General features: G+C 69.1%; 18 protein-coding genes and 1 pseudogene. 8 read left to right on the forward strand and 11 right to left on the reverse strand.

Features of this window, described 5'->3' with window-relative positions:
- Window positions 1–304: 304 nt before the first annotated feature.
- Window positions 305–448, forward strand: a pseudogene (locus ACFYW3_RS34355) (LysR family transcriptional regulator); the annotation flags it as partial.
- 36 nt (window positions 449–484) lie between these two features.
- Here the strand turns inward: ACFYW3_RS34355 and ACFYW3_RS34360 are convergent.
- From ACFYW3_RS34360 to ACFYW3_RS34375, 4 genes are all read right to left on the reverse strand, one after another.
- The gene (locus ACFYW3_RS34360; RefSeq protein WP_351750371.1) at window positions 485–2,008 is read right to left on the reverse strand and encodes a GMC family oxidoreductase N-terminal domain-containing protein; all 1,524 of its coding nucleotides are present in this window, start codon (window positions 2,006–2,008) and stop codon (window positions 485–487) included.
- A 1,399-nt stretch (window positions 2,009–3,407) separates the two neighbouring features.
- Window positions 3,408–4,565: an MFS transporter gene (locus ACFYW3_RS34365; RefSeq protein ID WP_389388391.1), complete on the reverse strand. Its 1,158-nt coding sequence runs from the start codon at window positions 4,563–4,565 to the stop codon at window positions 3,408–3,410.
- Between the two features lie 731 nt (window positions 4,566–5,296).
- Window positions 5,297–5,497 carry a helix-turn-helix transcriptional regulator gene (locus tag ACFYW3_RS34370; protein ID WP_389388392.1) on the reverse strand — a complete coding sequence of 67 codons (201 nt, stop codon included), beginning with the start codon at window positions 5,495–5,497 and terminating at the stop codon, window positions 5,297–5,299.
- The gene (locus tag ACFYW3_RS34375) at window positions 5,497–5,940 is read right to left on the reverse strand and encodes a hypothetical protein (RefSeq protein ID WP_389388393.1); all 444 of its coding nucleotides are present in this window, start codon (window positions 5,938–5,940) and stop codon (window positions 5,497–5,499) included. The genes ACFYW3_RS34370 and ACFYW3_RS34375 overlap by 1 nt, the downstream gene beginning before the upstream one ends.
- Window positions 5,941–6,273: 333 nt before the next feature.
- Between ACFYW3_RS34375 and ACFYW3_RS34380 the strand changes: the two genes are divergently transcribed.
- From ACFYW3_RS34380 to ACFYW3_RS34390, 3 genes are all read left to right on the forward strand, one after another.
- On the forward strand, window positions 6,274–7,551 hold the full coding sequence (locus tag ACFYW3_RS34380; RefSeq protein WP_389388394.1) for a PQQ-binding-like beta-propeller repeat protein: 1,278 nt from the start codon (window positions 6,274–6,276) through the stop codon (window positions 7,549–7,551).
- Window positions 7,552–7,851: 300 nt separating this feature from the next.
- Entirely contained in the window at window positions 7,852–8,634 is a 783-nt protein-coding gene (locus ACFYW3_RS34385) for a dienelactone hydrolase family protein (protein ID WP_389388450.1), read from the forward strand.
- 147 nt (window positions 8,635–8,781) lie between these two features.
- Window positions 8,782–9,138 (forward strand): GNAT family N-acetyltransferase, encoded by a 357-nt coding sequence (locus ACFYW3_RS34390; RefSeq protein WP_389388395.1) that lies wholly within the window; start codon window positions 8,782–8,784, stop codon window positions 9,136–9,138.
- A 524-nt stretch (window positions 9,139–9,662) separates the two neighbouring features.
- Here ACFYW3_RS34390 and ACFYW3_RS34395 read toward each other — a convergent pair.
- From ACFYW3_RS34395 to ACFYW3_RS34405, 3 genes are all read right to left on the reverse strand, one after another.
- Complete coding sequence (locus ACFYW3_RS34395; protein ID WP_266974347.1) at window positions 9,663–10,112, reverse strand: spore-associated protein; 450 nt, start codon at window positions 10,110–10,112, stop codon at window positions 9,663–9,665.
- Window positions 10,113–10,331: 219 nt separating this feature from the next.
- Window positions 10,332–10,634 (reverse strand): hypothetical protein, encoded by a 303-nt coding sequence (locus ACFYW3_RS34400; RefSeq protein ID WP_389388396.1) that lies wholly within the window; start codon window positions 10,632–10,634, stop codon window positions 10,332–10,334.
- A gap of 967 nt (window positions 10,635–11,601) precedes the next feature.
- On the reverse strand, window positions 11,602–12,504 hold the full coding sequence (locus ACFYW3_RS34405; protein ID WP_389388397.1) for a GNAT family N-acetyltransferase: 903 nt from the start codon (window positions 12,502–12,504) through the stop codon (window positions 11,602–11,604).
- Between the two features lie 512 nt (window positions 12,505–13,016).
- Between ACFYW3_RS34405 and ACFYW3_RS34410 the strand changes: the two genes are divergently transcribed.
- On the forward strand, window positions 13,017–13,850 hold the full coding sequence (locus ACFYW3_RS34410; RefSeq protein WP_389388451.1) for an NAD(P)H-binding protein: 834 nt from the start codon (window positions 13,017–13,019) through the stop codon (window positions 13,848–13,850).
- A gap of 396 nt (window positions 13,851–14,246) precedes the next feature.
- Here the strand turns inward: ACFYW3_RS34410 and ACFYW3_RS34415 are convergent, their stop codons facing one another.
- Complete coding sequence (locus ACFYW3_RS34415) at window positions 14,247–15,452, reverse strand: MFS transporter (RefSeq protein WP_389388398.1); 1,206 nt, start codon at window positions 15,450–15,452, stop codon at window positions 14,247–14,249.
- Window positions 15,453–15,502: 50 nt separating this feature from the next.
- Window positions 15,503–16,207 carry a siderophore-interacting protein gene (locus tag ACFYW3_RS34420; RefSeq protein ID WP_389388399.1) on the reverse strand — a complete coding sequence of 235 codons (705 nt, stop codon included), beginning with the start codon at window positions 16,205–16,207 and terminating at the stop codon, window positions 15,503–15,505.
- Between the two features lie 150 nt (window positions 16,208–16,357).
- Between ACFYW3_RS34420 and ACFYW3_RS34425 the strand changes: the two genes are divergently transcribed.
- Window positions 16,358–16,957 carry a TetR/AcrR family transcriptional regulator gene (locus ACFYW3_RS34425; protein WP_389388400.1) on the forward strand — a complete coding sequence of 200 codons (600 nt, stop codon included), beginning with the start codon at window positions 16,358–16,360 and terminating at the stop codon, window positions 16,955–16,957.
- A 1,794-nt stretch (window positions 16,958–18,751) separates the two neighbouring features.
- Here ACFYW3_RS34425 and ACFYW3_RS34430 read toward each other — a convergent pair.
- Window positions 18,752–19,105 carry a hypothetical protein gene (locus ACFYW3_RS34430; protein ID WP_389388401.1) on the reverse strand — a complete coding sequence of 118 codons (354 nt, stop codon included), beginning with the start codon at window positions 19,103–19,105 and terminating at the stop codon, window positions 18,752–18,754.
- Window positions 19,106–19,310: 205 nt separating this feature from the next.
- On the opposite strand from ACFYW3_RS34430, the gene ACFYW3_RS34435 reads away from it, so the two are divergent.
- Window positions 19,311–20,534 (forward strand): sensor histidine kinase, encoded by a 1,224-nt coding sequence (locus tag ACFYW3_RS34435; RefSeq protein WP_389388402.1) that lies wholly within the window; start codon window positions 19,311–19,313, stop codon window positions 20,532–20,534.
- Window positions 20,535–20,649: 115 nt separating this feature from the next.
- Window positions 20,650–21,306, forward strand: coding sequence for a response regulator transcription factor (locus tag ACFYW3_RS34440; protein WP_351750359.1), 657 nt, complete (start codon window positions 20,650–20,652; stop codon window positions 21,304–21,306).
- Between the two features lie 226 nt (window positions 21,307–21,532).
- Here ACFYW3_RS34440 and ACFYW3_RS34445 read toward each other — a convergent pair whose 3' ends face one another.
- Window positions 21,533–22,876 carry a beta-propeller fold lactonase family protein gene (locus ACFYW3_RS34445; RefSeq protein WP_389388403.1) on the reverse strand — a complete coding sequence of 448 codons (1,344 nt, stop codon included), beginning with the start codon at window positions 22,874–22,876 and terminating at the stop codon, window positions 21,533–21,535.
- Window positions 22,877–23,047 lie beyond the last annotated feature (171 nt).

Here is a 23,047-nt window from a genome sequence, read left to right on the forward strand (position 1 = left end):
TCGCGGGTCTGGTGGTGGACCACCTCGCCGAAGCGCTCGCGCAGCGCCGAACCGGCCGCTCGCACCGCGATCACGGTCTGGTCGAGCAGGTCGGCATCCGAGGCGGCGACAGCGGCGACATCGGTGGTCTGAAGGGTCTCGGACATGGTGGTACTCCCGTTGTGTAGAGGGGTGATGAGGCCGGTCGGGGACGAACTGCGCTTTGCTTCCCGCGTTTTCGTCTTCTTCCCGCGCTTTCGTCTCGAAGGTATAGAGCCCCACCATTAACTTCAAATGCATGTGAAGAACGGCAAGGATTACCCACATGCAATTGGATGTGAACCCGCCCGCCGCACTCGACGTGCCGCTGGAAGAGGGAAGTGTGGCCGGGCCGGCCGCGCGTCTGCAGGTCACCGCCCCCGCGATGACCCGGGGTCTGGGCCGCATCCGGCGCGCGACCGGGGACGAAGCGCGTTGTGGAAGCGCCGTGGGCGCGGAAGAAGGCTCAGTCGAGCAGTTCGGCAGCCCGTTCGGCGATGGCGTAGACGGTCGCGTTGGTGTTGGCCGAGGGGATGGACGGCATCACCGAGGCATCGGCGACCCGCAGTCCGGCGATCCCGTGTACGCGAAGGTTCGCAGGGTCGACGACGGCATCGGCGCCGGTTCCCATGCGGCAGGTGCCGGTGAAGTGGAAGTAGGGGCCGGTAGCCTTGCGGAGGAACTCGTCCACGGATTCACCGCTCGTTTCGGAGCCCGGCACCGCTTCCTGCTTGCGCCAGTCGGCGAACGCGTCGGCCTCCCCGATGCGGCGTGCCACTGCCAGGCCCTTGCGCATGACCTCCAGGTCACGGTCGTCGCTCAGGTAGCCGGGGTCGACGACGGGAGCGCCGGCGGGATCGGCGTCCGCCAGGCGCACGGTGCCGCTGCTGTGCGGAGCCATCGCGGAGAAAGCGATGGAGTATCCGTTGGCCGGCGGCCGGCCCCATGCCGACGGAAGCGGTGCGGCGACGACATAGACCTGAAGGTCCGGCCGAGCCGCGGCGGGGTCGCTGTACAGCAGGCCCATCATTTCGGCCGGCGGATTGGCAGGAACGAACGGTACGGGCCGGCCGGCCTCGTACACCACGCCCGCCATCGGATGGTCCTGCAGATGGGAGCCCACTCCCGGCAGGTCGGTGATGACATCGATGCCGTGTTCACCAAGGTGCCGTGCCGGTCCGATCCCTGACAGCATCAGGAGGTGCGCGGAACCGATGGCCCCCGCGGTCAATATGACCTCGGCGCTCTCGGCGGACAGGTGCTCGCCACCCACGGTGTACTCGACGCCGGTGCAGCGGCCCGCGGTGATGCGCAGCCGCTGCACGGTCGCGCCCGTGACGACGTCCAGGTTCGGCCGGTCCGGGAACGGACGGATGTAGGCGTCTGCCGCGCTCTGGCGGGCGCCGCCGGGCAGATTCATGTCACTCCACCCGAACCCGGTCTCCAGCCCGCCGCCGATGTCATCGACGCGCGTGAACCCGGCTTGCACCGCGGCGTCGACGCACGCCGTGGCCAGGGGGTGGGGTTCCGGAACCGGGGCGACCACGACCGGCCCGTCCGTGCCCCGCACGGAGGCATCACGACCGCGAGTGCTCTCGCTGCGGCGGAAATAGGGCAGCAAATCGTCGAAACCCCAGCCCGGAGCACCGAGTCCGGGCCATTCGTCGTAACCGGAGCGGTGCCCCCGCAGGTGGTAGAGGCCGTTGACACTCGACGATCCGCCGAGCGCCTTACCGCGCAGCACATCAGCGGCCCTGCCCGTACCGACCTGCACGGTCGAGGCGCCCAGCCAGAGGGACGACGGGTCGAACCCCAGGAACCCCCAAGGAGATGCCATTGCCTCGGTCGCGTCCCGGGCTCCCGCCTCCAGCAACAGCACCCGCGCGCCGGGGCGTTCCGAAAGCCGGGAGGCGATCACGCACCCCGCAGTCCCCGCCCCCACCACGACGTAGTCGTAAAGACTCTTGCCCATCATGTCTCCGCTTCCCACGGCGGCACTGTCCGACCACCGGGCTTCTGAAAAACAGCTCCTCGACGATCAAAGAGCTGATTGCGTTCATGTACTGAGGGGGCCGAAGTCAGGACGATGGTGTCTTCACGTCGGACCGGTGCCCGGCTCGGCCGCGTCCGGCCTCGATGCGCAGAAGGCGTGGAATCGGTTGACCAACAGCGAGCTCCAGTGGAGCAGGGCTGTCCGGATGGAGTCCGCCGGGCCCCCGCTGGTGGAGGCGTTGCCGGCGCTGACGGACACCGACGTGGCCCGGTGGCGAACTCACCCTGATCCGGCGGGCCTTGGCACGCCCGGTCCCACTCCTGCCACGTACCCCTTGGCGGATGTCCATATCGGCGCCGGTACCTGCGCCGACGGCCACGCGGCTGGGCTTCTCTTGGTTCACGAGTTTCTCGTCCTTGGTGTGCACCCGCCCAGGAACCGCCCGGGATTCCCCTCTGCCGTCGAATCTTAGGAAACCGACACAGCACGTACTTGAACCACCGCGACGTTCGTTCGGAACCTCAGCGCCATACGACGACGTAGGACGGAGTGGCGTGACGGTCGGCGTCGCACGGCAGTGCAACAGAGCGCTCGTACGCGCCGACCACTTCTTGCCCTGCCACAAGGTGACCCTGGGAACCCACGACCTCGTGCCGACCACGGCGGGCGCCAGGGATGAGGTGGGCAGGGCAGTGACGGACACTGCCGACGGAAAGGTCACTGTGGCCGTGCCGGCTGTGTCCGGCGGAACGGTAGAGACCATCGCGCCGGACGGGACGACGATGGGCATCGCGCTTCCGAGCACCAAGAGTTCGGCAGTTGGGTGGCGGCCGTCAGGTTCGACGCGCTCGGCGGGTGGCCGCAGGGGTTGGACATCCTCCGGCGGCGTGGCTCGTGGCCTCGGTGGTGCTCGGTCCGGTGCCGAACGGGCGGCGCATGGTGGCCACCGGCGAATTCTCGCAGCGGTTGCCTACAGGCTGCGCCCGGACCTCACGTTGTACTCGGCGACCCACTCGGTGACGTCGCGGCCCACCAGGGGACGCGCGACGTCGGGGACGAGTGGAGCGCGTCCAAGGCGTTCTCCTCATGGTGGTGCTCGATGCACGGCCACCAAGCAGAGCCGATTCACATGGACGATCATCAGCCCATGACCGTTGAGCTCGACCACTGGGTTGTGTTGTCGGATTCAGAGCGCGATCACTGGGAGTTCGTCCCCGGAAAACCGTCGGGCCACTGAGTTTCGAATGACCGAAAGGGCGGCGTTCGACACCATGGAGATTCATGGTTTCGTCGGTTCTCAGGACGAGATCGAACGCTGGAACGGGCGCCGCATACAGCGGCGCATCACGTTCCACAAGACCGGATCGGATCGGTGGAATCGGCCGGCAGTGAAGTGCTACTTCGTCGATGGAGTGGCCCTGCCCTGGTCCTCCTGGCGGGTTGTGAAGGGTTTGGCCAACAGCCCGAGGATGCCGAGCGAGGCGACACCCATGGAGAGGAAGTACGCACTGCTGGAGCCGTCCAGCAGTGCTCCACCGACGGCAGGGCCGGCGAAGAACCCGAGATACCGGAGTTCGGCCAGCCCGAAGTACGCGCCCTTGTGCTCGTCCGGGGCAAGCTCATGGACGGTGACGTCGGGCAGGGGCATCAAGAGCGCTTCCCCCACGGTCCACGCGACGACCGCGGCGACAAGCCACACACAGGATGCCCGCATCATCGGGAAGCACAGGAAGGCTGTGGCGAAGCCGAAGCTCCCGATGGCCGCGATCCTCCCCGTGTGCAACCGCTTCGAGAGGCGCACTGCCGGAACCTGGAGCAGGATCCCGAGAACGGCGTGCACGGAGAAGAGCATGGAGAAGAGCCCCACCGCGTCCGAACCGCGCTCCGCCTTGAGGTAGAGCGGGATCATCGACTCGAACTGCGCGAAGACGAAGGTCAGCACCAGTGCTCCGGCTGTCAGCCGGAGCAGCGTCCGATCCCGAACCGCGTGGCGCCACGAGCCCTTCTGCTTTCCTCCCGCCCCTGCGCCCTCCAGGGGTTCCAGAAGCCGCTTCCCGGCCTGGAGCAGCAGGAGGTAACCGGCAAACAACACGGCCGAGGCAACGAAGAGCCCCCGACGGCTGCCCTGGTACAGCAGTCCTCCCAGGAGAGGGCCAAGGACAGCGCCCAAAGAGAAAGCCGCGTATCTGGCGCGAAAAGCGCCATCGCCCATCGCGGTCGACGCCAGGGACAGCAACTTCTTCATCGAGGGGTTCATGATCGCCTCGCTGATCCCCATGAGGGCGATCAAGGCTACGAGCAGCGGCAGCGATCGGGCGGTAGTCAGCGCGGCACAGGCCACGGTGTAGATCAGCACGCCGCACCTCAGCAACATGGTGGGCCGGTATCGATCCGTGAACGACCCTCCGGCCAGGCTTCCCACCGCTTGGATGAGCGCGATGCTGCCAACGAGCGCTCCGATCATTGCTCCACTCAGTGAGGTGGTGTCCGAGAGGTACAGGGTCAGGAACGGCACCATGGTGAAGAACGCGAGGCTGTTGAGCAGGCACCCCACGATCAGGAGCCAGAACGGCCGAGTATCGGGGCGCGATCCCGCTTGATCCTCGGCTGTCGTCGAGCGCAATCGCAGCGGCATTGCCTACCTCGCAATCTCTGGATCCACATGACTGGTCGGATGGGGGCGGAATGGGGGGACGATGCCAACTCCCCGCGCTCCTACGGGGGGCGGCTGCGGCGCGTCACGGCGGCGCCGGCAGCGAGCAACGGGGAAGGTTCGGCGAGAGCCGGAACGAGGAGCGCACCCTGAGGTCGGAAGACCACGAACAGGCGAGCGCCCGGAAACTCGCGCGTCTTGACAGGAGACGCGGCGAGAGAGGGCCTGCAGCTCCATGAGCCCAGAGCCACCGGCAGGCTCTCACGCACGCGGACTGGCGGTCAACCATGGGCACGGGACGAGGCCGACTGCTTCGACGGGCACCGCACCTACGACCAGTGCCACCCCGTCACCCACCTGGTGAACTGCCCGGCCGTCGCTCTGTACGGATACGAGCCGGAAGAACGCGGGGCGTTCGTGCTTGCCTGCGCCCAAGAGGTGCCCCCGGAGGGGTTCCAGCGTCGGTCGCGGAACTCCTTGTCCGCTACGCACCGGTCCAGCAGGGGAGCCGCGCAACTCCCGCATTCACGGGCGGCGATCTGTCGCCTGGTGCGAAGTACGTGATGACCCAGCGCGTGCCACGCGGTGTCGCACGGCGTGTGCGGCCAAGCGGCCACGGCCACAACCACCCGTCAGGCTTCCTCGTCCGGGCGGAAGATGTCTTCGATCGTCCGGTTGAAGACATGCGCGATGCGGAAGGCGAGCGGAAGGCTCGGATCGAAACGTCCGCGCTCGATCGAGATGACGGTTTGCCGTGAGACGCCGATCTCCTGCGCGAGGCGCGCCTGGGACCATCCGCGCTCGGAACGCAGGGACGGGAGCTCGTTGTCCATCAGCGGCTCCGTCGCTTCTCGACGAGGTAGCGGACAGTCGTGTCGGCCAGCATGAGCACGAGGACTCCGCCCAGTGCCGCGGTCCCGCTGATGTCCAGCCCCGTGGTGACGACCGCGGTCAGCGCGATCCCGCAGGCCGCACACGTGTCGGTGCATGCCCCGCTGGTGGCGTTCTTGATCCAAAGGTGTTCGATGTTCTCCTCGGCATGACGGTCGGGCGAGACCGTATGGCGCGCGACGAGAACGAACCAGGACAGGGACAGGCACGGCCCCAGCATCGTGGCGGCGAACACCCCGAAGGTGAGCATCTCGTTGCCTTCGCGGAACAGTGCCGCCGCAGCGCCGAAAGCTGCGGCGAGAGCCACTCCCATCACAACCATGAGGATGTAAGTGCCGATCGGTGCGCGTAACTTGCCCATTGCAATGTTGTGTGTGCTCGACATGGCCGCAAGTCAAGCGTGCTTGACAGTGAGTGTCAAGCACACTTGACCATGGTGCGCTCGCCGGGCGGAACCCGGCCCGTTGGTGCCCACCTCGGCAACCGCCCAGCGGGCGGCGTGGTCGGCGCCCGAGGCCGAGCGCATTCGCCGTCATGGGCGATCCCGGCCGAGCGAGCGGTCAGGCGCCCCGTCGCCGTGGCCCCTCAAAGCCGGCTGGGCCCGATCCTGGCCGTCCGGCGCATTGTGAGCCGAACCGGCCGATTGTGGATGCGGCGATCCCTCGCTTCGACCGTAAGGTGATCGTCGGTAGCTGGAGGGGAAGAGGATCTAGTGAACTTGAGCCGTGACGTCGGCCGTTGGGCATCCTGCGTACTGCTCCTGCTGGGGGCCGTCGCAGGCTGCAGCCCGCAGCCTGACGGAGCGACGAGCACTTCAGCGAAGCCCGGGCGCGCGGTGTTCGACCCGCCGGCGAAGTTCGACGCCAAGGCAGGCGTGCCGATGCCGAAGGCCGCCACCGCCGGGCTGCTCAGTGCCAAGGGCAAGGACTTGGGGCTGCTCAGGAATCCGGTGAAGCTCTACAAGGACATGGCCTACGTGGCCACACAGGAGAATCTGCTGGCCATCGACACCACCAAGGGTGCCGTGACCACCATTGCCCCCCAAGCGAAGCCGGTATCGAATCCAGGGAACAGCGTCGGCTTCTTCACGTTCACGCACCCGGTGGTCATCACGGAGGGCGCCTCGCCGCTGGCCCTGGCCTCGTTCGTCGTCAAGCAGCCGGCGGCGGGCACACATGCCGAGCGGGTCTTGGTAGAGCTCACTGCGGTGAACGCGGCCAGTGCGCAGGTCGCATGGCGGCTGTCACTGGACGTTCCGGAGTGGGCGAAGGACATGCCGTACCCGCTGATCCCAACGGTCGCCGCGAGCTCGGGCCGCGTGGCGCTGCTGACGGTCGGCGCCTTCAAGCCCGCCGGCCGTATGACCTACGCCATCGACCTGGTGGACCACCGGGTGCTGTGGACACGTGACCTGCTCGAAGCGACGGAGATCGTGAAGGGCACCATGGTGGGTATCACGAAGGATGCGATCGACAGTGACTACCAAGCCGCTGCCGGATACGACCTGAACACGGGAGAACGGCGCTGGCGTGGGGAGGACAGCGAGTATCCGGCCGTGGGCACGGGAGGGCCTCAATTCGTCCACGTCCGCGGGCAGAACAAGGCTGGCGTCAGCTTCGACCGGCTGGTCGATCCGCAGACCGGGGTGATCCAGAAGGAACTCCCGCACATGGACGGCGACTGTGAGTACGACGGCATCAGCACCCTGGTCTGCTTCCGGAACTGGAAGGGCCTCTCCGTATCGGCCTTCGACACCTCCAACGGCGAGCTCCGGTGGACACTGCCGAACAAAGCCACGAACCGGATCGCGCCCACGGTGACCGCCGTGTGGCACGGACGGATCTACGGCAGAACCGAGAGCGGCCCGCTGACACTGGACGCCCGCACAGGCGAGGACCTGCCCACGCCCCCGAGCATCGCGCCCTACGCCGTGAACGAGTACGTCGGCCTGGCACTCAGTGGAACCAACGCGATGGCCTACCCGGCCATCGGGTGACTGAGGCCGGCCGGCGAAGAGGCTGACGCTCCGGAGGAGCGAGTTCGGTTCCCCCCATGTGGCCTCCGACGCCACCGCGAGGCGTGTCCGGCGCGGGAAGACCTCTGACCGCCAACCCGGACGAAGGAGCCTTGACCTCCGTGCGGTTCGCCCCGGCTCCGGGCACCCGTCGGTCAGTCCGTGTGACGGTTCTCGTGAGCTCTCGCCGAATCTCAGAGGGATACCCGCGCTGTTCTGCCGGCGGCGGAACACCGGCCGGACCGGGTTCGACGATCACTACAGTCCAGTCTCATGACGACGATCACGACGATCACGACACGTACGGTCGAGTATCCGGCCGACGGTTTGACGATGATCGGGCACCTCGCGCTCCCGGCCGGTGTCGACCGACGGCCCGCGGTGCTGCTCGGACCGGAGGGCATGGGACTCAGCGACGTCGAGCGCCGCCGAGCCGACGCTCTCGCCGAACTGGGATACGTGGCGCTGGCCTTCGACCTTCACGGCGGACGCTATCTGGGCGACCCCGAGGAGATGCTGGCCCGTTGCCTGCCCCTGCTCGCCGACCCCGACCGGATGCGAGGCATCGGCCACGCGGCGCTCGACGCCTTGCGCACCGAACCGCGGACCGACCCCGACCGGATCGCCGCCGTCGGCTACGGCACCGGGGGCGCCATCGCGCTGGAACTCGGGCGCGACGGCGTCAACCTGCGCGCGATCGGAACAGTCAACGCGACCACCACGGGCCGCCCGGGCGAGGCGGCGCGCATCCGCTGCCCGGTGTGGGCCGGGGTCGGGTCGGAAGACCCGATCATGCCGCCCGCGCAACGGAACGCGTTCACCGCCGAGATGCAGGCCGCGGGCGTCGACTGGCGCCTGACAATCTACGGCGGCGCCTTGCACGCCTTCCACCACCCGCCCGTCGACCACCCCACGGTCCCCGGCGTCGGCTACCACCCACAGCACGCGCAGCGAGCCTGGCGCGACGTCATCGACCTCCTCGCCGAGTGCCTGCCCGCCGAGTGCCTGCCCGTGACGCAGGACCTGGGGCATGACCCAGGTGAGCATGCCGACGCCGAGCACTGACGGCAGGGTGCGCAGCGCGCAGCGCGCATCGCGCACGCGCAGCGACGCCGAAGGCGCCTTTGACGGTCCGATGGGGCCCGACCACCGAACGAGCGGGCGGCCCCCGGTCCGATCGGTCCGATCGTTCCGACCCTCGAGGAGGATCAGATGGCAGACTGTGTTGTCCGCAGAGCGGGCGCCGAGGACCGTGACGTCCTGGAACGACTCTGGCCGCTTTTCCTGCACGACCTGTCGGAGTTCTGGGGCGTCCTGCCGAACCCGGACGGAACCTACCGCCGCGAGTGGCTAGAGTCGGCGATCGGCGATCCCAACTGGTCGGCCTATCTCATATGGTCTGGTGACCGGCCGGTCGGCTTTGCGTTCGTACGCGCGCTGGACAGCGATGCGCGCGTGCTGAACAGCTTCTTCGTGGTGCGTGGGGCACGCCGGTCGGGCCTCGGGTTGCGAGCGGTGCAGGCCGTCCTCGCCGCGCACCCTGGCCGATGGGAGATCGCTTTTCAGTAGGAGAACGCGGGCGCGGCACGCTTCTGGCGTCGCGTCGCTTTCGAAGTCGCGGGCGAGGCCTGGACCGAGGAACGGCGACCGGTGCCTGGGAAGCCCGAGCAGCCGGGGAACACATGGGTTGCCTTCGAAACGCGGTAGTCCTCCTTCGCGTTGGTTCCTGAAGGGGCGCTGGTCAGGCCCGCGGGTCACCGAGGGAGAGGGAGCAGGCACAGGCCATGCAGTCTTCGGGGCTGCCGATAGGCAGGCTGGTGGGCAGGAGGTTGTCCTCGTACTTGTCTCGGTTGGCGAGGTAGAGGGCGAAGCCCCAGGTGTGCAGGACAGGTGCCCCGGTTGCGGTGACGCGCCGAGCGGACGGTCGTGCACGCGAGGGAGAGGGCCGGACGCGCCCTCGCCCCGGCAGAACTCGGCGAGTCTGCCGGGGCGAGCCTGACCACGGCGGTTCCCGTGTGCGGTCGTCGGGTCGTGTGTCCTGCCCCCGACGACCGTACGACGGTATAGAACGTCGCGGTCAGGAGGGGCTCGGGTCAGCGGACCTCGGTGACCCGGTGCTCCTTGCGCGCGCCACAGTTGGAGTTGTACACCTGCACGTGCACGTTGCTGATGCCGCCGCCCCAGTCGACGCAGTGGCCCTTGCCGTACACGTAGGCCGGGCCCGCGTAGGACGTGTACCGGCCGTAGTCCTCGCCCCGCTCCGAGGTCGCGTTGACCTCGATCCAGAGGGCCATGTCCACGGCCGCACCCGGGTTGTTGCGGATGGTCGCGACGCAGTTCTTGCCGTTCGAGGCGTTGTACGTCAGGTAGACGGTGCCCAGCGAGCCGATGGCGGCCGAGTTCACGGTCTTGTAGGCGCTTCCGCAGACCTTCTGCGGCGTGGTGTTGGGCGCGGCGGAGGCGGGCGCCGCCAACGCGGTCGTGGCCCCCAGGGCCAAAGCGGCGAATGCGCTGGTGGTAAGGACGGAACGGGTGAACTTCATGTTTCCCCCTGGTCGTCATGGGAGTTGGTCGCTCCTGCATGGAGTGACATGAAGGACGGCCGAACGGTTCCGCATCGTCAGTAAAAAATGCGGCCGCACCGCCTACTGACCCTGAAGGCCTCCGCCAGATCCGGTACCGCAGCGACATCATCGACGGATACCTCACCGGCACCGACCTCACCCTTACGACACCACGACGACAAGGTCAGTCGCAGTCAGTCAGTCCGTACTATCTGGACCATCTGGCGCCGATGGGATCCACCCGGGCCTTCCGCGGCAACCCTGCTGGAAGGCAGCCCAGAAGTCCTCGTCGATCCCGGTGTCGGCGAACGAGTTCCAGTTGGTGTGGGCGACGAGTTGGTCGCGCCCGTCGCGGCTGTTGAGGGCGAAGGCCAGGTACCCGAGTGCGCTGCCGCCGTGGCCGTACGCACGGCCGCAGCTTGTGGCGCAGACGTAGACACCCAGGCCGTAGGCGACAGCGGGCGGGGCGCCGCCGGTTGTGGGGACCGTGTCGGTGAGCATCCGGTGAAGCAGGTCTGGGGTAGGGAGGAGGATGCGTCCTTGCAGCAGGGCTCGGTAGAAGGGGCTCGCCCTGCACACGCACATCGACCCCGACGGCACACCGAAGCCGGCGATCCTCGCCGCGCTGGACGACCAACTCGGCCGCGTAATCACCGGAACCCGCCGACACGCCCAGCTCGGTTAGGGATCCGCAAGGCCACACCCTGGGACACAGCGCCGGCACCAGGCCCAGCGCTACTCAAAGAAGGGGATCAGCGCCGCCAGCATTAGAAGGTGGCCATGGCACGCTCGCCGAGGCCGCGGATCTTGGCGTGATCGCGGTTGTGACCGCGGCGCCAGCCGCGCAGATTCTTGCCCCGGAATGGGACGCGGACCGCAGGACCTGCGCCCGCCGGAGCCGATTCTCGCGGAAGGTGTCCTGCCAGCGTGCGGCGGTCGCGTACCGGAGCAGGGTGTTGAGCCCGGCCACTCTCACCTCGGCCGAGCTCGGTTCGACAAGGCAACGTTCTCCTCCGACGCCTGGTTCAACGGCACGACGCTTCTCGGCCTGCCTCGTTCGGCGATGCGAGGTTCTCCACGGCCCCTCATTCGGCCGTGCGAGGTTCTCCGACAGGGCTTTGTTCGTCGACGCGCAAGGTTCTCCTCCGACGCCAAGTTCAATGACGCAACGTACTCCGCTGCGCCTCCACTGGGCCCTTGGCGGATGCGTACGGCCGGCCTCATCGGTGATCAGGGCCGTGATCAGGGCCGTGAGCAGGGCTGGGCGTTGAGTCCTCGCGCTGCGCGGACGAGCGGTTGGCTTGCCTCGACGAGACACCTGCACCTGCACCTGCCCCTGTCCCTGATCGGTCTCCGCCTGTGTGCCCAACCCCTTGACCTGGGCACACAGGCTGCTGAAGGGCGCAGGAGCGGAGGTGTGGGGCTCGGGTGTCACACCCCGAGTCCCACACCGTTTCCTGTCTCCGGGTCAGATCAGGTCGATGCGTTCCTGGGTGATGGGGTAGCCGGCCCTCGCGAAGTGGGCGGCCATCGGAACGTTGGTCTGGTCGGTCCCGGCCACGATGCGGTCCACGCCCTCGTCAGCGAGCTTGTGGGTGGCCTCGACGAGCAGGTCATAGGCGTATCCGTGGCCGCGGTGCTCGGGTACGACGCCGATGTAGCCGATGAGAGGGTCTCCGTAGTGGCGGGCGGGGACGCTCAGGCCGACGACTTCCCCGGCAGGGTCGTAGGCGAGGCGCCACCACTCGCGCGGGCTCGGCAACCAGCGCAGATAGTCCAGTTCCTCCTGGGCGGCCGCCTCCAACCCGGATGCGGCGACGGTGCGGCGCACATGGGCGTCGAGACTGCCCTGGTGAATGCGGCGGAAGACGTCGAGGACCGCCGCGTCGTCGGGCTCGGGACGGAATTCGAGGCGGCCCGGGCGCGCGGGCACGCCGCGGTCCGGCGTCCAGCGGTAGCGGAACCGCTCGACCAGAGGAGACATTCCCGCGGCGATGGCCGCGTCGATCCGGGCCTGGGCCTGCTCCCGGACCGCGGGGACGTCGCGCCAGCCGGGCGACAGCTTGAGTGAGTACTCGGCGTGCAGGGGCGAGGCGCGGAGCAGTTGTACGGCCGCACTGGCGTCCGTGAAGTCGAACCAGTCCAGGGCGACCGGCTTGTCGTCCTTCGGCCCGGCCCACCAAGCTGCTCGCGCGACGACGGCTCCGTCACGCAGGGCCACCCAGGTCCACTCGGGGCGGTACTCACCGGCGGCGGCCATCCCGCTGTAGGTGTCGCCGAAGGCGGCGAAGCCGACCAGGCCGGGATCGGGCAGAGATTCGAAGAGTGCTTCCTCGCCTGTGGCGAGGGGGCGGATGACCAGATCGGTCACGTGAGGGGTCCTTCCGGGTGGCGACGCGCTCCCCTTCAGATCCTCGGCGTCCTCGGAACGGGGTGGGAGCACATGAGAGTCGGTTGGCTCACGGTTCCCACCTCCTTTTCGCGGTCGAGGACGCGAGCGGAGCGTAACAGCGTGATCGAGTGACCGACAACGGCATTTGGCCTGCCGCACGATTCGCGACCGGGGACGGATTCGACCGATCAAGCCACACCCTCCGCCCTGGCGGGCGGACACGTCACCACCGTGATCGGGCACCGTCTGCGTGGACCGGCGGAGACACGGTGCGGGCCCGGGCGGCGGGAGCTTCCGCGGACACAGCACCGGATCCCGGCCCGGCACAGCGCCGCCGCGGCCGCGGGTGTCGGCGTACTCGTGAACACCCCAGCCGGGTACGGATGAACGTGCCCGGCGGCGGGAATGCCGGGCGTCTTCTTGACCTGAAGTGTGATCGAGGTTCTAGCGTGGGTCACCTACTTGATCATCTGACGATGGGAAACACGCACATGATCCTCGTGACCGGAGCCACCGGAAACATAGGCAGCGCCCTGCTGAAAGAACTGCACGCACGCGGTGTCGGGCCGCTGAGAGGGCTCACCCGTGATTCCGCACGGGCAGCTTTCCCCGAAGGGGTCGAGGCGGTGGAGGGCGACTTTGCAGAGCCGTCGTCCTTGAGGCCCGCGCTGGAAGGGGTGCGCTCCCTGTTTCTTGTGTCGCGTCTGGGATCAGACGCCGACATCCTCCAAGCCGCCCGGCAGGCGGGCGTGGAGCACGTCGTCCTGGTGTCGTCCATCACCGTCCAGACCCACCCGCACCTCGGCCCCGCCGGCGAGAACCTGGCGGTGGAGCACCTGCTCAAGGAGAGCGGCATGGCCTGGACGATTCTGCGGCCGACGCAGTTCGCCTCGAACAGCCTGATGTGGGCCGCTTCCATCCGTGGCCACGAGACCGTTCGTGCACCGTACGCCGCGACCGAGCTGCCGACCATCCACCCCGCGGACATCGCATCGGTGGCACGCGTGGCACTGACCGAGCCCGGCCACCACGGACGCACGTACGCCTTGACCGGTCCAGAGCCGGTGACCGCCCGACAGCAGGTGGAGGCCATCGCGGCAGCGCTGGGCCGAGAGGTTCCCTTCGCCGAGATCAGTCGCCGGCAGGCCCACGCACAGATGGCTGCGGTCTTCGGGGCCGAGGCCGCGGACGCGGTGCTCGACGTCACGGGCGGAGACGTGAACGACGAGCTTCTGATGGTGCGTGACACGGTTTCACAGATCACTGGAACGCCGGCTCGCCCGTTCCGGCAGTGGGCAGCAGAGAACGTCAACGCCTTCCGCTGAATCGCCCGGGCCCGGGCACGTTCATCCGTATCCGGGTGAGCGCTTTCAGGAGTACGCCGACAGCGGGGGTCCCAGGGGTTCCCGCCGAAAGAGCAACGCCAAGCCCGCGAGGGTCCTGCTGACGCCCAGCCGCGCCAAGGCCCGCTTCGACGAACCGAGTGAGAACCGCGACGTCGAACTCTGGTGCGCCCGGACATAGTTGACGTCCGCGGACACTCCGGGGGTGGGGCCAGTCCACGGGCGCGCGGGCGCCCCCCATCGCCTCGCGCACCCACCGCCGCACACCCACCGGCGCCGACGGTCGGTACCGTGACGGTCTCGTGCTGCGCCTCAGCGCACCTGCGCTTCTCCCGTTCTCCCCCTTTCTCCCCTTTCCGCCGCGACGAGGCGCGTGTTTCACGACGGATGTGCGCCGCCGGCCGTCGCGGTATGGGGGTCCGGTCGTGACGGCGGGCCGGCGGCCCGCGCGGTGGCGAGGCCCGCGAGGAGGCCGAGGGGGAGCGCCGAGATCCATACCAGGGCCGGTGCGCCGATGCGGCCGAGGGCGAGGCCGGAGGTGGGGCCGATCGCGGCGCCGATGTCTTGTGTGGTGGACAGGGCGGCCTGATAGGTGGCGCTGCGTCCCGGCGGGGCGTAGCGGGTGATGAATGCCGAGGTGGTGGGGCCGGAGATCATCATTCCGAAGGAGACGACGAGAACGGCCACGACGAGGGCTGGGTAGCCGAGTCCGGCGGCGGCGAATCCCGCGAGGCCCACGCCTTGGAGCGCGGCGCCCAGGAAGAGCATGCGCCCGATGTCACGTCGGCGGGTCCAGCGGCTGACCGGGATCTGGAACAGGATGATCGCGAGGGCGTCGATGACGAACAAGGCCGCGTAGGCGGTGGTGCTCAGAGGGTGGAGTTGCTGCAGGAGTACCAGGCCGTCGGCTTGCCACCAGGTGAAGGTGATGCTGAGCAGGCTGCCGCCGAGGATGAGCAGCGCCAGTCTGCGGTCGCGCAGGATCCGGGCGAGCGCGCCGTACGCCTCCTTGGTGTCTGACTCGGCTGTCTCCGGGCCGATGACGCGGTCGGGGGGAACGGCGACGAGCACCGTCAGGGCGGCGCCGACGAGCAGGACGCCTGCCACGGCGAACACGCCCGACAGCGAGAGGGTGACGGCTGCCGCTCCCAGGATCGGGCCGACCAATCCGCCTACGCTCGCCACCACGCGGGTCAGCCCGTAGGCGTGGGGGAGGTCCTCGTCGGCGTGCAGGTCGCCGATGAGCGCTGCGATGGTGGGGTGGAACGCCGACTCGAAGAGTCCCGCGGCGAGGAACAGACCGAGGGCGGGTATCGGCTGGTGCACCAGGAAGAGGCTGCCGTAGCCGAGAGCCATCCCGGTCGTGGAGAGCAGCAGCATGCGGCGGTGGCCGATGCGGTCGGCCAAGGCGCCCCCGACCAGACCGCCGGTGAACTCACCGACGGCCTGAACGAGGAACAGCGTGCCGGCCGCCGCTCCGCTCAGCCCGCCGACGCGATGGGCCCACAGGATGACGAAGGGCAGCATGACGCCGCCGGCCAGGGCGCCGAGCAGCCGGACGACCAGAAGTCCTCGGAACGCCACCGTGACCTGTCGCGCCGTCGGTCCGCTCCGAGATTCGGGCGCTGCGGCCCTCACATCGGGTTCCGCGACGTGACGGCGGGGCGGCGGTCGGCCGTCCAGTAGCCCTTGGCGAAGACCTGGTCCGGCCGGACGCCCGCGCTGTGCACGAGTTCGCGGATCGCCCGCGCCGCGCCGGCCTCGGCGAGGACGTAGACCTGGCCGAAGCGGCCCGCCAGTATTTCCTCGGCGACCGCGGCGAGAAGCGCCTGCGGGTCGCCGGGAGGCCGGCCGCCGCGCTCGAGCCAGCGCACCCGGTCCGCCGCGATCGGGACCCGGTCGGCGGGAGACTCGGTCTCGACGACGGCGGTGGCCTCCTGACCGGCCGGCAGCGCCTCGGTCAGGGCCGCGATCGCCGGCAGGGAGGCTTCGTCACCGATGAACAGATGGCCGTCGGCCGGTCCTGGTCGGAGCTTCCCTCGGGGGCCGGCGAACTCCACGGGGGAACCGGGTTCCGCGCTCGCCGCCCAGGTGCTGCCCGGCCCGCCGCCCGGGTGCAGGACCGCGTCGATGTCCCACTCGCCGACCTGTGGGCGGGCGTGCCGGATGGTGTAGCGCCGCTTGACCCGGCTTCCGCGGGCGTCGGTGAGGAGCATCTCGATGTCCTGGGCCGGGCGGGGGGCGAGCCCGATGAGACTCGGTCCGCCCACGGTGAGTCTGACCGTGCGGGGGGTGAGGTGGCGCCGGGCCAGCACCGTGCAGTGATGGGTTGTTTTCATGGGTTTCCCTCTGATGTCCGAGAACGTGGTGTCCGAGAACGACGGGAACGGCCGGACATGCCTACGGCCGCCCGCACCAATTTCGAGGCAGCGTGCTTCGAAATGAGGCTAGCACCATTCCGAGGCACCGTGTCTTGATAAGCTGATCGCATGTCACGCACAGCCCACGGACAGGCCACACCCGGACGCCCCCGCAGCGAATCGGCGCGGATCGCCGTTCTCCACGCCGTCGACGACATGCTCGTCGAGCAGGGGTACGCGGCGATGACCATGAAGGGCATCGCCGAACGCGCCGGAGTCGGGCGCCAGACCGTCTACCGGTGGTGGTCCACCAAGGCGGAGATCCTGCTGGAGGCGAGCACGTCCGACGCCGCCCACGAGTTGGACGTCGAGCCGCAGGCCCGTCCCGTCGACGACCTCCTCGCCTTCCTCGAAGCGCTGACCACCTTCCTCACCACCTCGCCGGCCGGCCTCGCCTACCGGGCGCTGCTGGGCGAAGCGCAGCACGACACCGCGGTACGCGATCTCGTCCGCGCCGCCGACCTCGTCGGCACCGCCACCTCGGCCGTGCTCGCTCGCGTACGCCCGTACGCCCCCGCCATGCCCCCTTCGCCACTGGCCGCCGCCCAACTCGCCGGCCCCGTCGTCGCCGTCATCCTGGAGACCGGGAACCCCCTGATGCCCGCCGCGCTGCTCGCCGACCACGCCGGGATACTGCTCGACGCATGGACAACGGGCCCCCAGCGCTGAGCCGAACGTCGGGCCCGTTCGCCGCACCGGGATCGTTCATACCGCCGGGCGTCCATACCGCCGGGCGTCCATGCCGCCGCGCGTCACGGCGGCCGGGTACCACCCGGACCCGCCGGCCGTGGACCACGACACCCACCCGCGAGCGCGTCTCCACCCTGGCCCCGTGGGCGGTGCGACCGAACGAGCGGGAGGCGGCGTCGGTCGTCGGCGCGACCGTGCCGGACCCGCGATCGCGGACCGCCCGCGCCGACGACCCCGCGCCTGGTGTTGCACCGTGCTGGTGGTCGACGCGACCGGAGCGAACCGGGCCTGCGTTCACCACGAACAGGGTTGAGACGAGGGGCCGTTCGCCGTCACCGTGCACGGCGACCTACTGCCCCCGCGCCCCTGGATCCGTCTCGTCGTGCCCTCGTCTGGGGTCAGCAGCCACTGCTCTGGCGCGGCAAGTACCGCTGATGGCAGGATGGCCTCCATGCTGATCACCAGAAAGGCTCATGCCGCGTAAGCGCCCGGGTGCAATCCGCGTCATGCGCGAGCGCCAACCTCCCGAATGGGCGCGTGAACTGCCCACCATCGACCGTCTGTCGGCCGGCACGAGTGCCGCGATTCACTTGGTGGAACATAGCTCTCACAGCTACGAGGTCCAGCCTGGGCGAACCTCGCAATTCCTCCACGGCTACCGGAACTTCCTGCGCCGGCCCGGTCGGAAGCTGAGGTTGACTTCCTCGGAGTGCCCGGCCTGTCCTGGGTGCCAGTACGACGATGTCGCAGTGGTCAGGGACGCGTTGGAGGACATAGTGGGCATGCTTCCCCTTCCGGCACGCACTGAACTGCGACGACTGCTTACCGGTCTTGATGCGGAATTCCGAAGCAGGACACTGCACGATCCTGATCCAAGCCACTGGGTGGACTGGAGCGGGAGCCCGTACCGATGGTGGCACCGACGGCTTTACGTGGGTGGCTAGGGCGAGGGGCTGCGAGGGGCTGCGAGGGGCTGCCCCTCGCAGCGATGCCGACTTCTGCACCCCTGGGCGGCCGCCCACGCCATCCACGCCGCCCGCCCCTCCGCCGGCCACCCCTCCGGCGACCACCCCGCCGGCCGCTACCGCCTGACCCTCACACCCGAGATCTACGAAGCAACCGGCATCCAAGCCGTACACCCCGACCCATAACCCGCACCCAAGGGGTGGACGAACTGCCACTCCACGCTGCCGGGCAACAGCGACGAGGTGCCACCAGCGGTCTGTGCCTGGAACGCGCAACACCCGCAGGCGACGAGGCGCCCGGATCCGGTGCTCCCGCACCGGATGCCGGACGGCTCGTGTGATGTGCGTCGGTTGACCGACGCACATCACATCGGACCGGCCCCCCCACGAGCCGAACCGAACCGAGCTGAGCTGAGCTGAGGTGTTCCGGCGGTGTTCAGGTCACCACCGTCCAGCCGCGCGCCGCCGGACCGTCACCCGGCTCCGTCGCACCACCAGTCTGTGACCGGCAGACGGCCGCGACGACACGTCCTGACGCGTTCCTTCCGCCGAGCCGCCGATCTTTGACGCGGCCCTGATTCGTGCGCGCGTGCATGAATGCACGTAGTCCTTTCCGCCTGTGACCAACGAGAATCCGCGCCACATCGACCGGCCGCCGGACCCGGTGCAGCCCCCGCCTCCCCGCCCCCCCCGGCCGCGGCCCCCGGCCCCCGGCCCCCGGCCGTCCGGCACGAGCCGCACGTCGTCCCACCGTCCCCGGTATCCGGCGCGGCCTTCGGCATCGACGACGAGTGGATGGTGTTCCGAGTTACTTCTCCTGCAGGCTGACGGTGCAGGAAACGACGCCCTTGGCGTCCGGCTGGTCAGAACTCTCCCGGAGCTTGCCGTCGACGTAGATGCGGCAGGCGGTGCCGGGCGGCGCGTTGAGGACGGTGACGCCGTTGAAGCCGAAGCCGACGTTCTGGGAGACCTGCCACGGCAACGCCTCGCCCGGGGCCTTCGTCTGGTTGTTCTTTCCGGAGAAGTTGTATGCGATGTCGGCCTGTCCGGTCCCCGTCACTTCCATTTTCACGTCCCAGTTCTCGCCGAAGAGGCCGCACCCGGTCAGCGTCGTGGCGGCGAGCAGCGTCGCGGCGCTCGCCAGCAGCGTGCGACGGGCCACGCGGTGCGGGAGGGGAAAACGGGGAGCAGCGGAATTCACGAGGTCTCCAGACGTTCTGTGGGCGCTTGCGCCGACCATTCTGTGCGGTCGGGCGCGCCCCTCCCAGCGGTCCAAAGAACGCATTCGCACCGACGGCCTCCACCAAAAGTACGCACCCGTCTTCCCGCCCTCGTTGCTCTGACCAGGGGCGTCTATCCTCTTCGCCATGCCGCCCCCGCTCCGTCTCCCGCCCCAGCTCCGCCTCCGTCTCCCGCCTCAGCTCCGCCTCTCTCACCCGGCCGCCCTCACCTCTCCCGAGCTCGCGGCCGGCCTCCTCGCCGTCCTGCTCCTGGCGATCGATTCGGGTGTGGTCAGCAGGACCAGGCTCGGACTGGCCGTCGTGGCCTGTGAGGTACTCGTCTGCTGCGCGGTGACCGCCGTGTCCCGCAGCCTTCGCCACGGCCGGCACGGGACGGCCTGCGTCCTGACCGTAGGGGCGTCCGCCCTCTCGCTGCTGGTGACGTCGATGGTGCAGGAGTCCGTACTGCAGCGGACCCCCGGCTGGGCCGAGTTGGCCGGACTGCTCCTCCTGATGTGCGTGACCTGCCGGTACAGCCGCAGACTGCCGCTGGTGCTCTCCGCGGCCGCGCTCCTTGCCGCGACGACGCGGCTGGGCCGGCGGGCACCCGGGCTTTCGGACGTGCCGTTGCTCAGCCCCCTGGACGGGTTCCTCACCCTGCTGGCGGCAGCGTTCATCTTGTTGGGCGTGTATCTGCGAGCCGAGGACCGCCGACGGCGCTTGACGGCCGAGCAGGTGCGACAGGCCGAACGACTGGAGCTGGCGCGCGATCTGCATGACCACGTCGCCCATCACGTCACGGCCATCATCGTGCAGGCCCAGGCGGGCGAACACATCGCGGAACGGGATGCCGCCACCGCCCGGCGGCTGTTCTCCGACATCGAGCGGACCGGTCAGGACGGGCTCGTGGCCATGAGCCGTATGGTGCGGCTGCTGCGCGACCCCGGCACCCGCGAGCAAGCCGCCCCGCCCACGCCGGCACTCACCAGGGTCGGCGATCTGGTACGCCGTGCCGACACACCGGAACAGCGCACCTGGCTGACCGTCTCCGAGGAGGTCGACAGCACCACGTGGTCGCCGCAACTGGCCAAGTCGGTCGAGAGGCTGGTGCAGGAAGGCTTGACCAACGTCCGCAAGCACGCCCGCGGCGCCACCTCCGTGCACGTCCTGGTGGGGAGCGAAGGGGACCGCGTCGTCATACGGGTACGGGACAACGCGACCGGAGGCCACCGCGCACGCCCCCGGTTCCGCCCCAGTGGCTTCGGCCTGATCGGGCTGACCGAACGGCTCACCGAACTGGGTGGCGAGCTCCACTGCGGCCCCATGCCCGAGGGCGGCTGGGAGCTGGACGCCTCGATACCCCTGACGTAGCCGGCGGCGGCCGCCGTCACCCGACGAAGGCGGCTGTGCCAACCTTGAGTCCCTGCCTCCCGGCAGCGATGCGTCGTCGGGATTCGACCGGCCCGAGCCCGAGGAGCACCCAGCCGTGACTGTCACCGTCGTGATCGCCGACGACCAGGAGATGGTACGGACCGGATTCCGGCTGATCCTGGAGAGCCACGAGGGCATATCCGTGGTCGGTGAGGCGTCCAACGGGGTCGAAGCCGTCGAGGCCGTACGACGGCTCGTCCCCGATGTGTGCCTCATGGACGTCCGGATGCCGGGTCTGGACGGCCTGGAGGCGACGAGACTGCTGCGGACCGGCCCTCATGCCGCGGCGTCCCGCACGAGGATCGTCATCGTCACGACCTTCGACCTGGACGAATACGCCTACCAGGCGCTGCGTGCCGGGGCCAACGGCTTCATCGTCAAGAACGCGGGCTCGCGCCTGCTCGTGGAAGCGGTACACGCGGCGGCCCAGGGGGAGTCGCTCATCTCACCGTCCACCACGGTGCGGCTGCTGAGCCACTTCAACAGGCTTCCGGCCCAGCGGAATACGACACAGCTCCAGCGCCTCACACCGCAGGAGCTGAAGGTCGCCACCCTCGTCGCGCGCGGGCGTACCAACAACGAGATCGCCACCGAGCTGAGTCTGGCCGTCAGCACCATCAAGAGTCACCTGAGCCGGATTCAGGAGAGGCTCCCGGCCCGCAACCGTGTGGAGATCGCGGCCTGGGCCTGGGAGCACGGCCTCGTGTCCTGAGCCCGGCGGACCGTGTGCGGCGCGTCCCGCCGAACGGCGCGGTTCTACTCCGGTAGCGGTGGAGAACGTGCGGGTCAGTGCGAGTTCGGCCGTTCAGGCGAGTGAGTCACGCAGGGCGAGGCCGGCCCCCTGACGGGCTGTGTCGCGGAGCGTCGAAAACGGGCCCCGGGCGTCGGTCGCTGCTGCGGCGAGGGACGTTCCGGGGCCCGTTTTCGGTGATCGTTGATCAGGTGTTGCAGCCGCTTCCGGTGAGGGGGTTGGCGCAGGCATTGTGGCCGGTTCCGCCGTTGTTGGTGTTGGTCCCGGGGCCGCCGTTGAGAGCGTCGTTGCCGGGTCCGCCCTCGTTGGCGTCGTTGCCCGCGCCGCCGGACAGGGCGTCGTTTCCGTTGCCGCCCTCGACGCGGTCGTTGCCGTCGCCGCCGGACAGCACGTCGTTGCCGTCGCCGCCGCAGATCAGGTCGTTGCCGGCGCGGCCGTCGACCACGTCGTTCCCGGCGAGAGCGAAGATCACGTCGTCGCCGGGGGTGCCGATCAGGACGTCATTGCGGTTGGTGCCGGTGATGGTGGCTGTGGCGGTCGCGCAGGTCAGCGCAGGCTGGGGCACGACCCCGATCGCCACCCCGAACGGGAGGTCGTCGACGGGGACGGTGGCCACGACGGTGTTGGTGGCGGTGTTGATGACGGACACCGTGTCGTCGTTGGCGTTGGTGACATAGGCGCGGGTGCCGTCCGGCGACACCGCCACCTCTCGAGGCGCATCGCCGACGGGGACGGTGGCCACCACGGTGTTGGTGGCGGTGTTGATGACGGACACCGTGTCGTCGTCGGCGTTGGTGACGTAGGCGCGGGTGCCGTTCGGCGACACCGCCGCCCCCTGGGGCCCATCGCCGACGGGGATGGTGGCGACGACCGCGTTCGTCGCCGTGTTGATGACGGAGACCGTGTTGGAGCCGAAGTTGGTGACGTAGGCGCGGGTGCTGTTCGGCGACACCGCCACCCCGAACGGGAAGTCGCCGACGGGGATGGTGGCGACGACCGCGTTCGTCGCGGTGTTGATCACGGACACCGTGTCGTCGTCGGCGTTGGTGACGTAGGCGCGGGTGCCGTTCGGCGACACCGCCACCCCGATGGGCGCATTGCCGACGGGGATGGTGGCGATGACCGCGTTCGTCGCCGTGTTGATGACGGAGACCGTGTTGGAGCCGAAGTTGGTGACGTAGGCGCGGGTGCTGTCCGGCGACACCGCCACCCCCAGGGGCTCAAGGCCCACGGGGACGGTGGCGACGACCGTGTCGGTCGCGGTGTTGATCACGGACACCGTGCCACCGGCGCGGTTGGTGACGTAGGCGCGGGTGCCGTCCGGCGACACCGCCACTCCCCACGGCGCATCGCCGACGGGGACCGCGACCACCACCGTGTTCGTCGCTGTGTTGATCACCGACACCGTGTCAGCGTTGAAGTTGGCGACATAGGCGTAGGTGCCGGGCGGCACGGCCTGGGCGGGCTGCGGGGCCACCATGGGCATGGCCAGGCCGGCCACTACGACGAGACCTGCCACCAGCGCCCGCAACAACCCACCCCACCGCGAGCGACGCACTCGAAGGCCAGACGGCGCCGACGACGGGAGGGCCTCCTGTGTGCCCACCCCCCTCGCGGCTTGACAGATAGTCACAGCGATCCTCCCGACCGGGCTGACAGAATGAAACGTATTATGACAGTTCGCCATATTTAGTATGGCGGG

The sequence above is a fragment of the Streptomyces sp. NPDC002602 genome (genome assembly GCF_042889445.1).
Classification (GTDB): Bacteria; Actinomycetota; Actinomycetes; order Streptomycetales; family Streptomycetaceae; genus Streptomyces.

Excerpts from the sequence above, each read along its gene's own strand:
- ACFYW3_RS34425 (WP_389388400.1), top strand. The coding sequence starts at position 16,358 with ATGTCACGCACAGCCCACGGACAGGCCACACCCGGACGCCCCCGCAGC.
- ACFYW3_RS34390 (WP_389388395.1), top strand. The coding sequence starts at position 8,782 with ATGGCAGACTGTGTTGTCCGCAGAGCGGGCGCCGAGGACCGTGACGTC.
- ACFYW3_RS34420 (WP_389388399.1), bottom strand. The coding sequence starts at position 16,207 with ATGAAAACAACCCATCACTGCACGGTGCTGGCCCGGCGCCACCTCACC.
- ACFYW3_RS34370 (WP_389388392.1), bottom strand. The coding sequence starts at position 5,497 with ATGGACAACGAGCTCCCGTCCCTGCGTTCCGAGCGCGGATGGTCCCAG.
- ACFYW3_RS34435 (WP_389388402.1), top strand. The coding sequence starts at position 19,311 with ATGCCGCCCCCGCTCCGTCTCCCGCCCCAGCTCCGCCTCCGTCTCCCG.
- ACFYW3_RS34410 (WP_389388451.1), top strand. The coding sequence starts at position 13,017 with ATGATCCTCGTGACCGGAGCCACCGGAAACATAGGCAGCGCCCTGCTG.
- ACFYW3_RS34375 (WP_389388393.1), bottom strand. The coding sequence starts at position 5,940 with ATGTCGAGCACACACAACATTGCAATGGGCAAGTTACGCGCACCGATC.
- ACFYW3_RS34395 (WP_266974347.1), bottom strand. The coding sequence starts at position 10,112 with ATGAAGTTCACCCGTTCCGTCCTTACCACCAGCGCATTCGCCGCTTTG.
- ACFYW3_RS34400 (WP_389388396.1), bottom strand. The coding sequence starts at position 10,634 with ATGCTCACCGACACGGTCCCCACAACCGGCGGCGCCCCGCCCGCTGTC.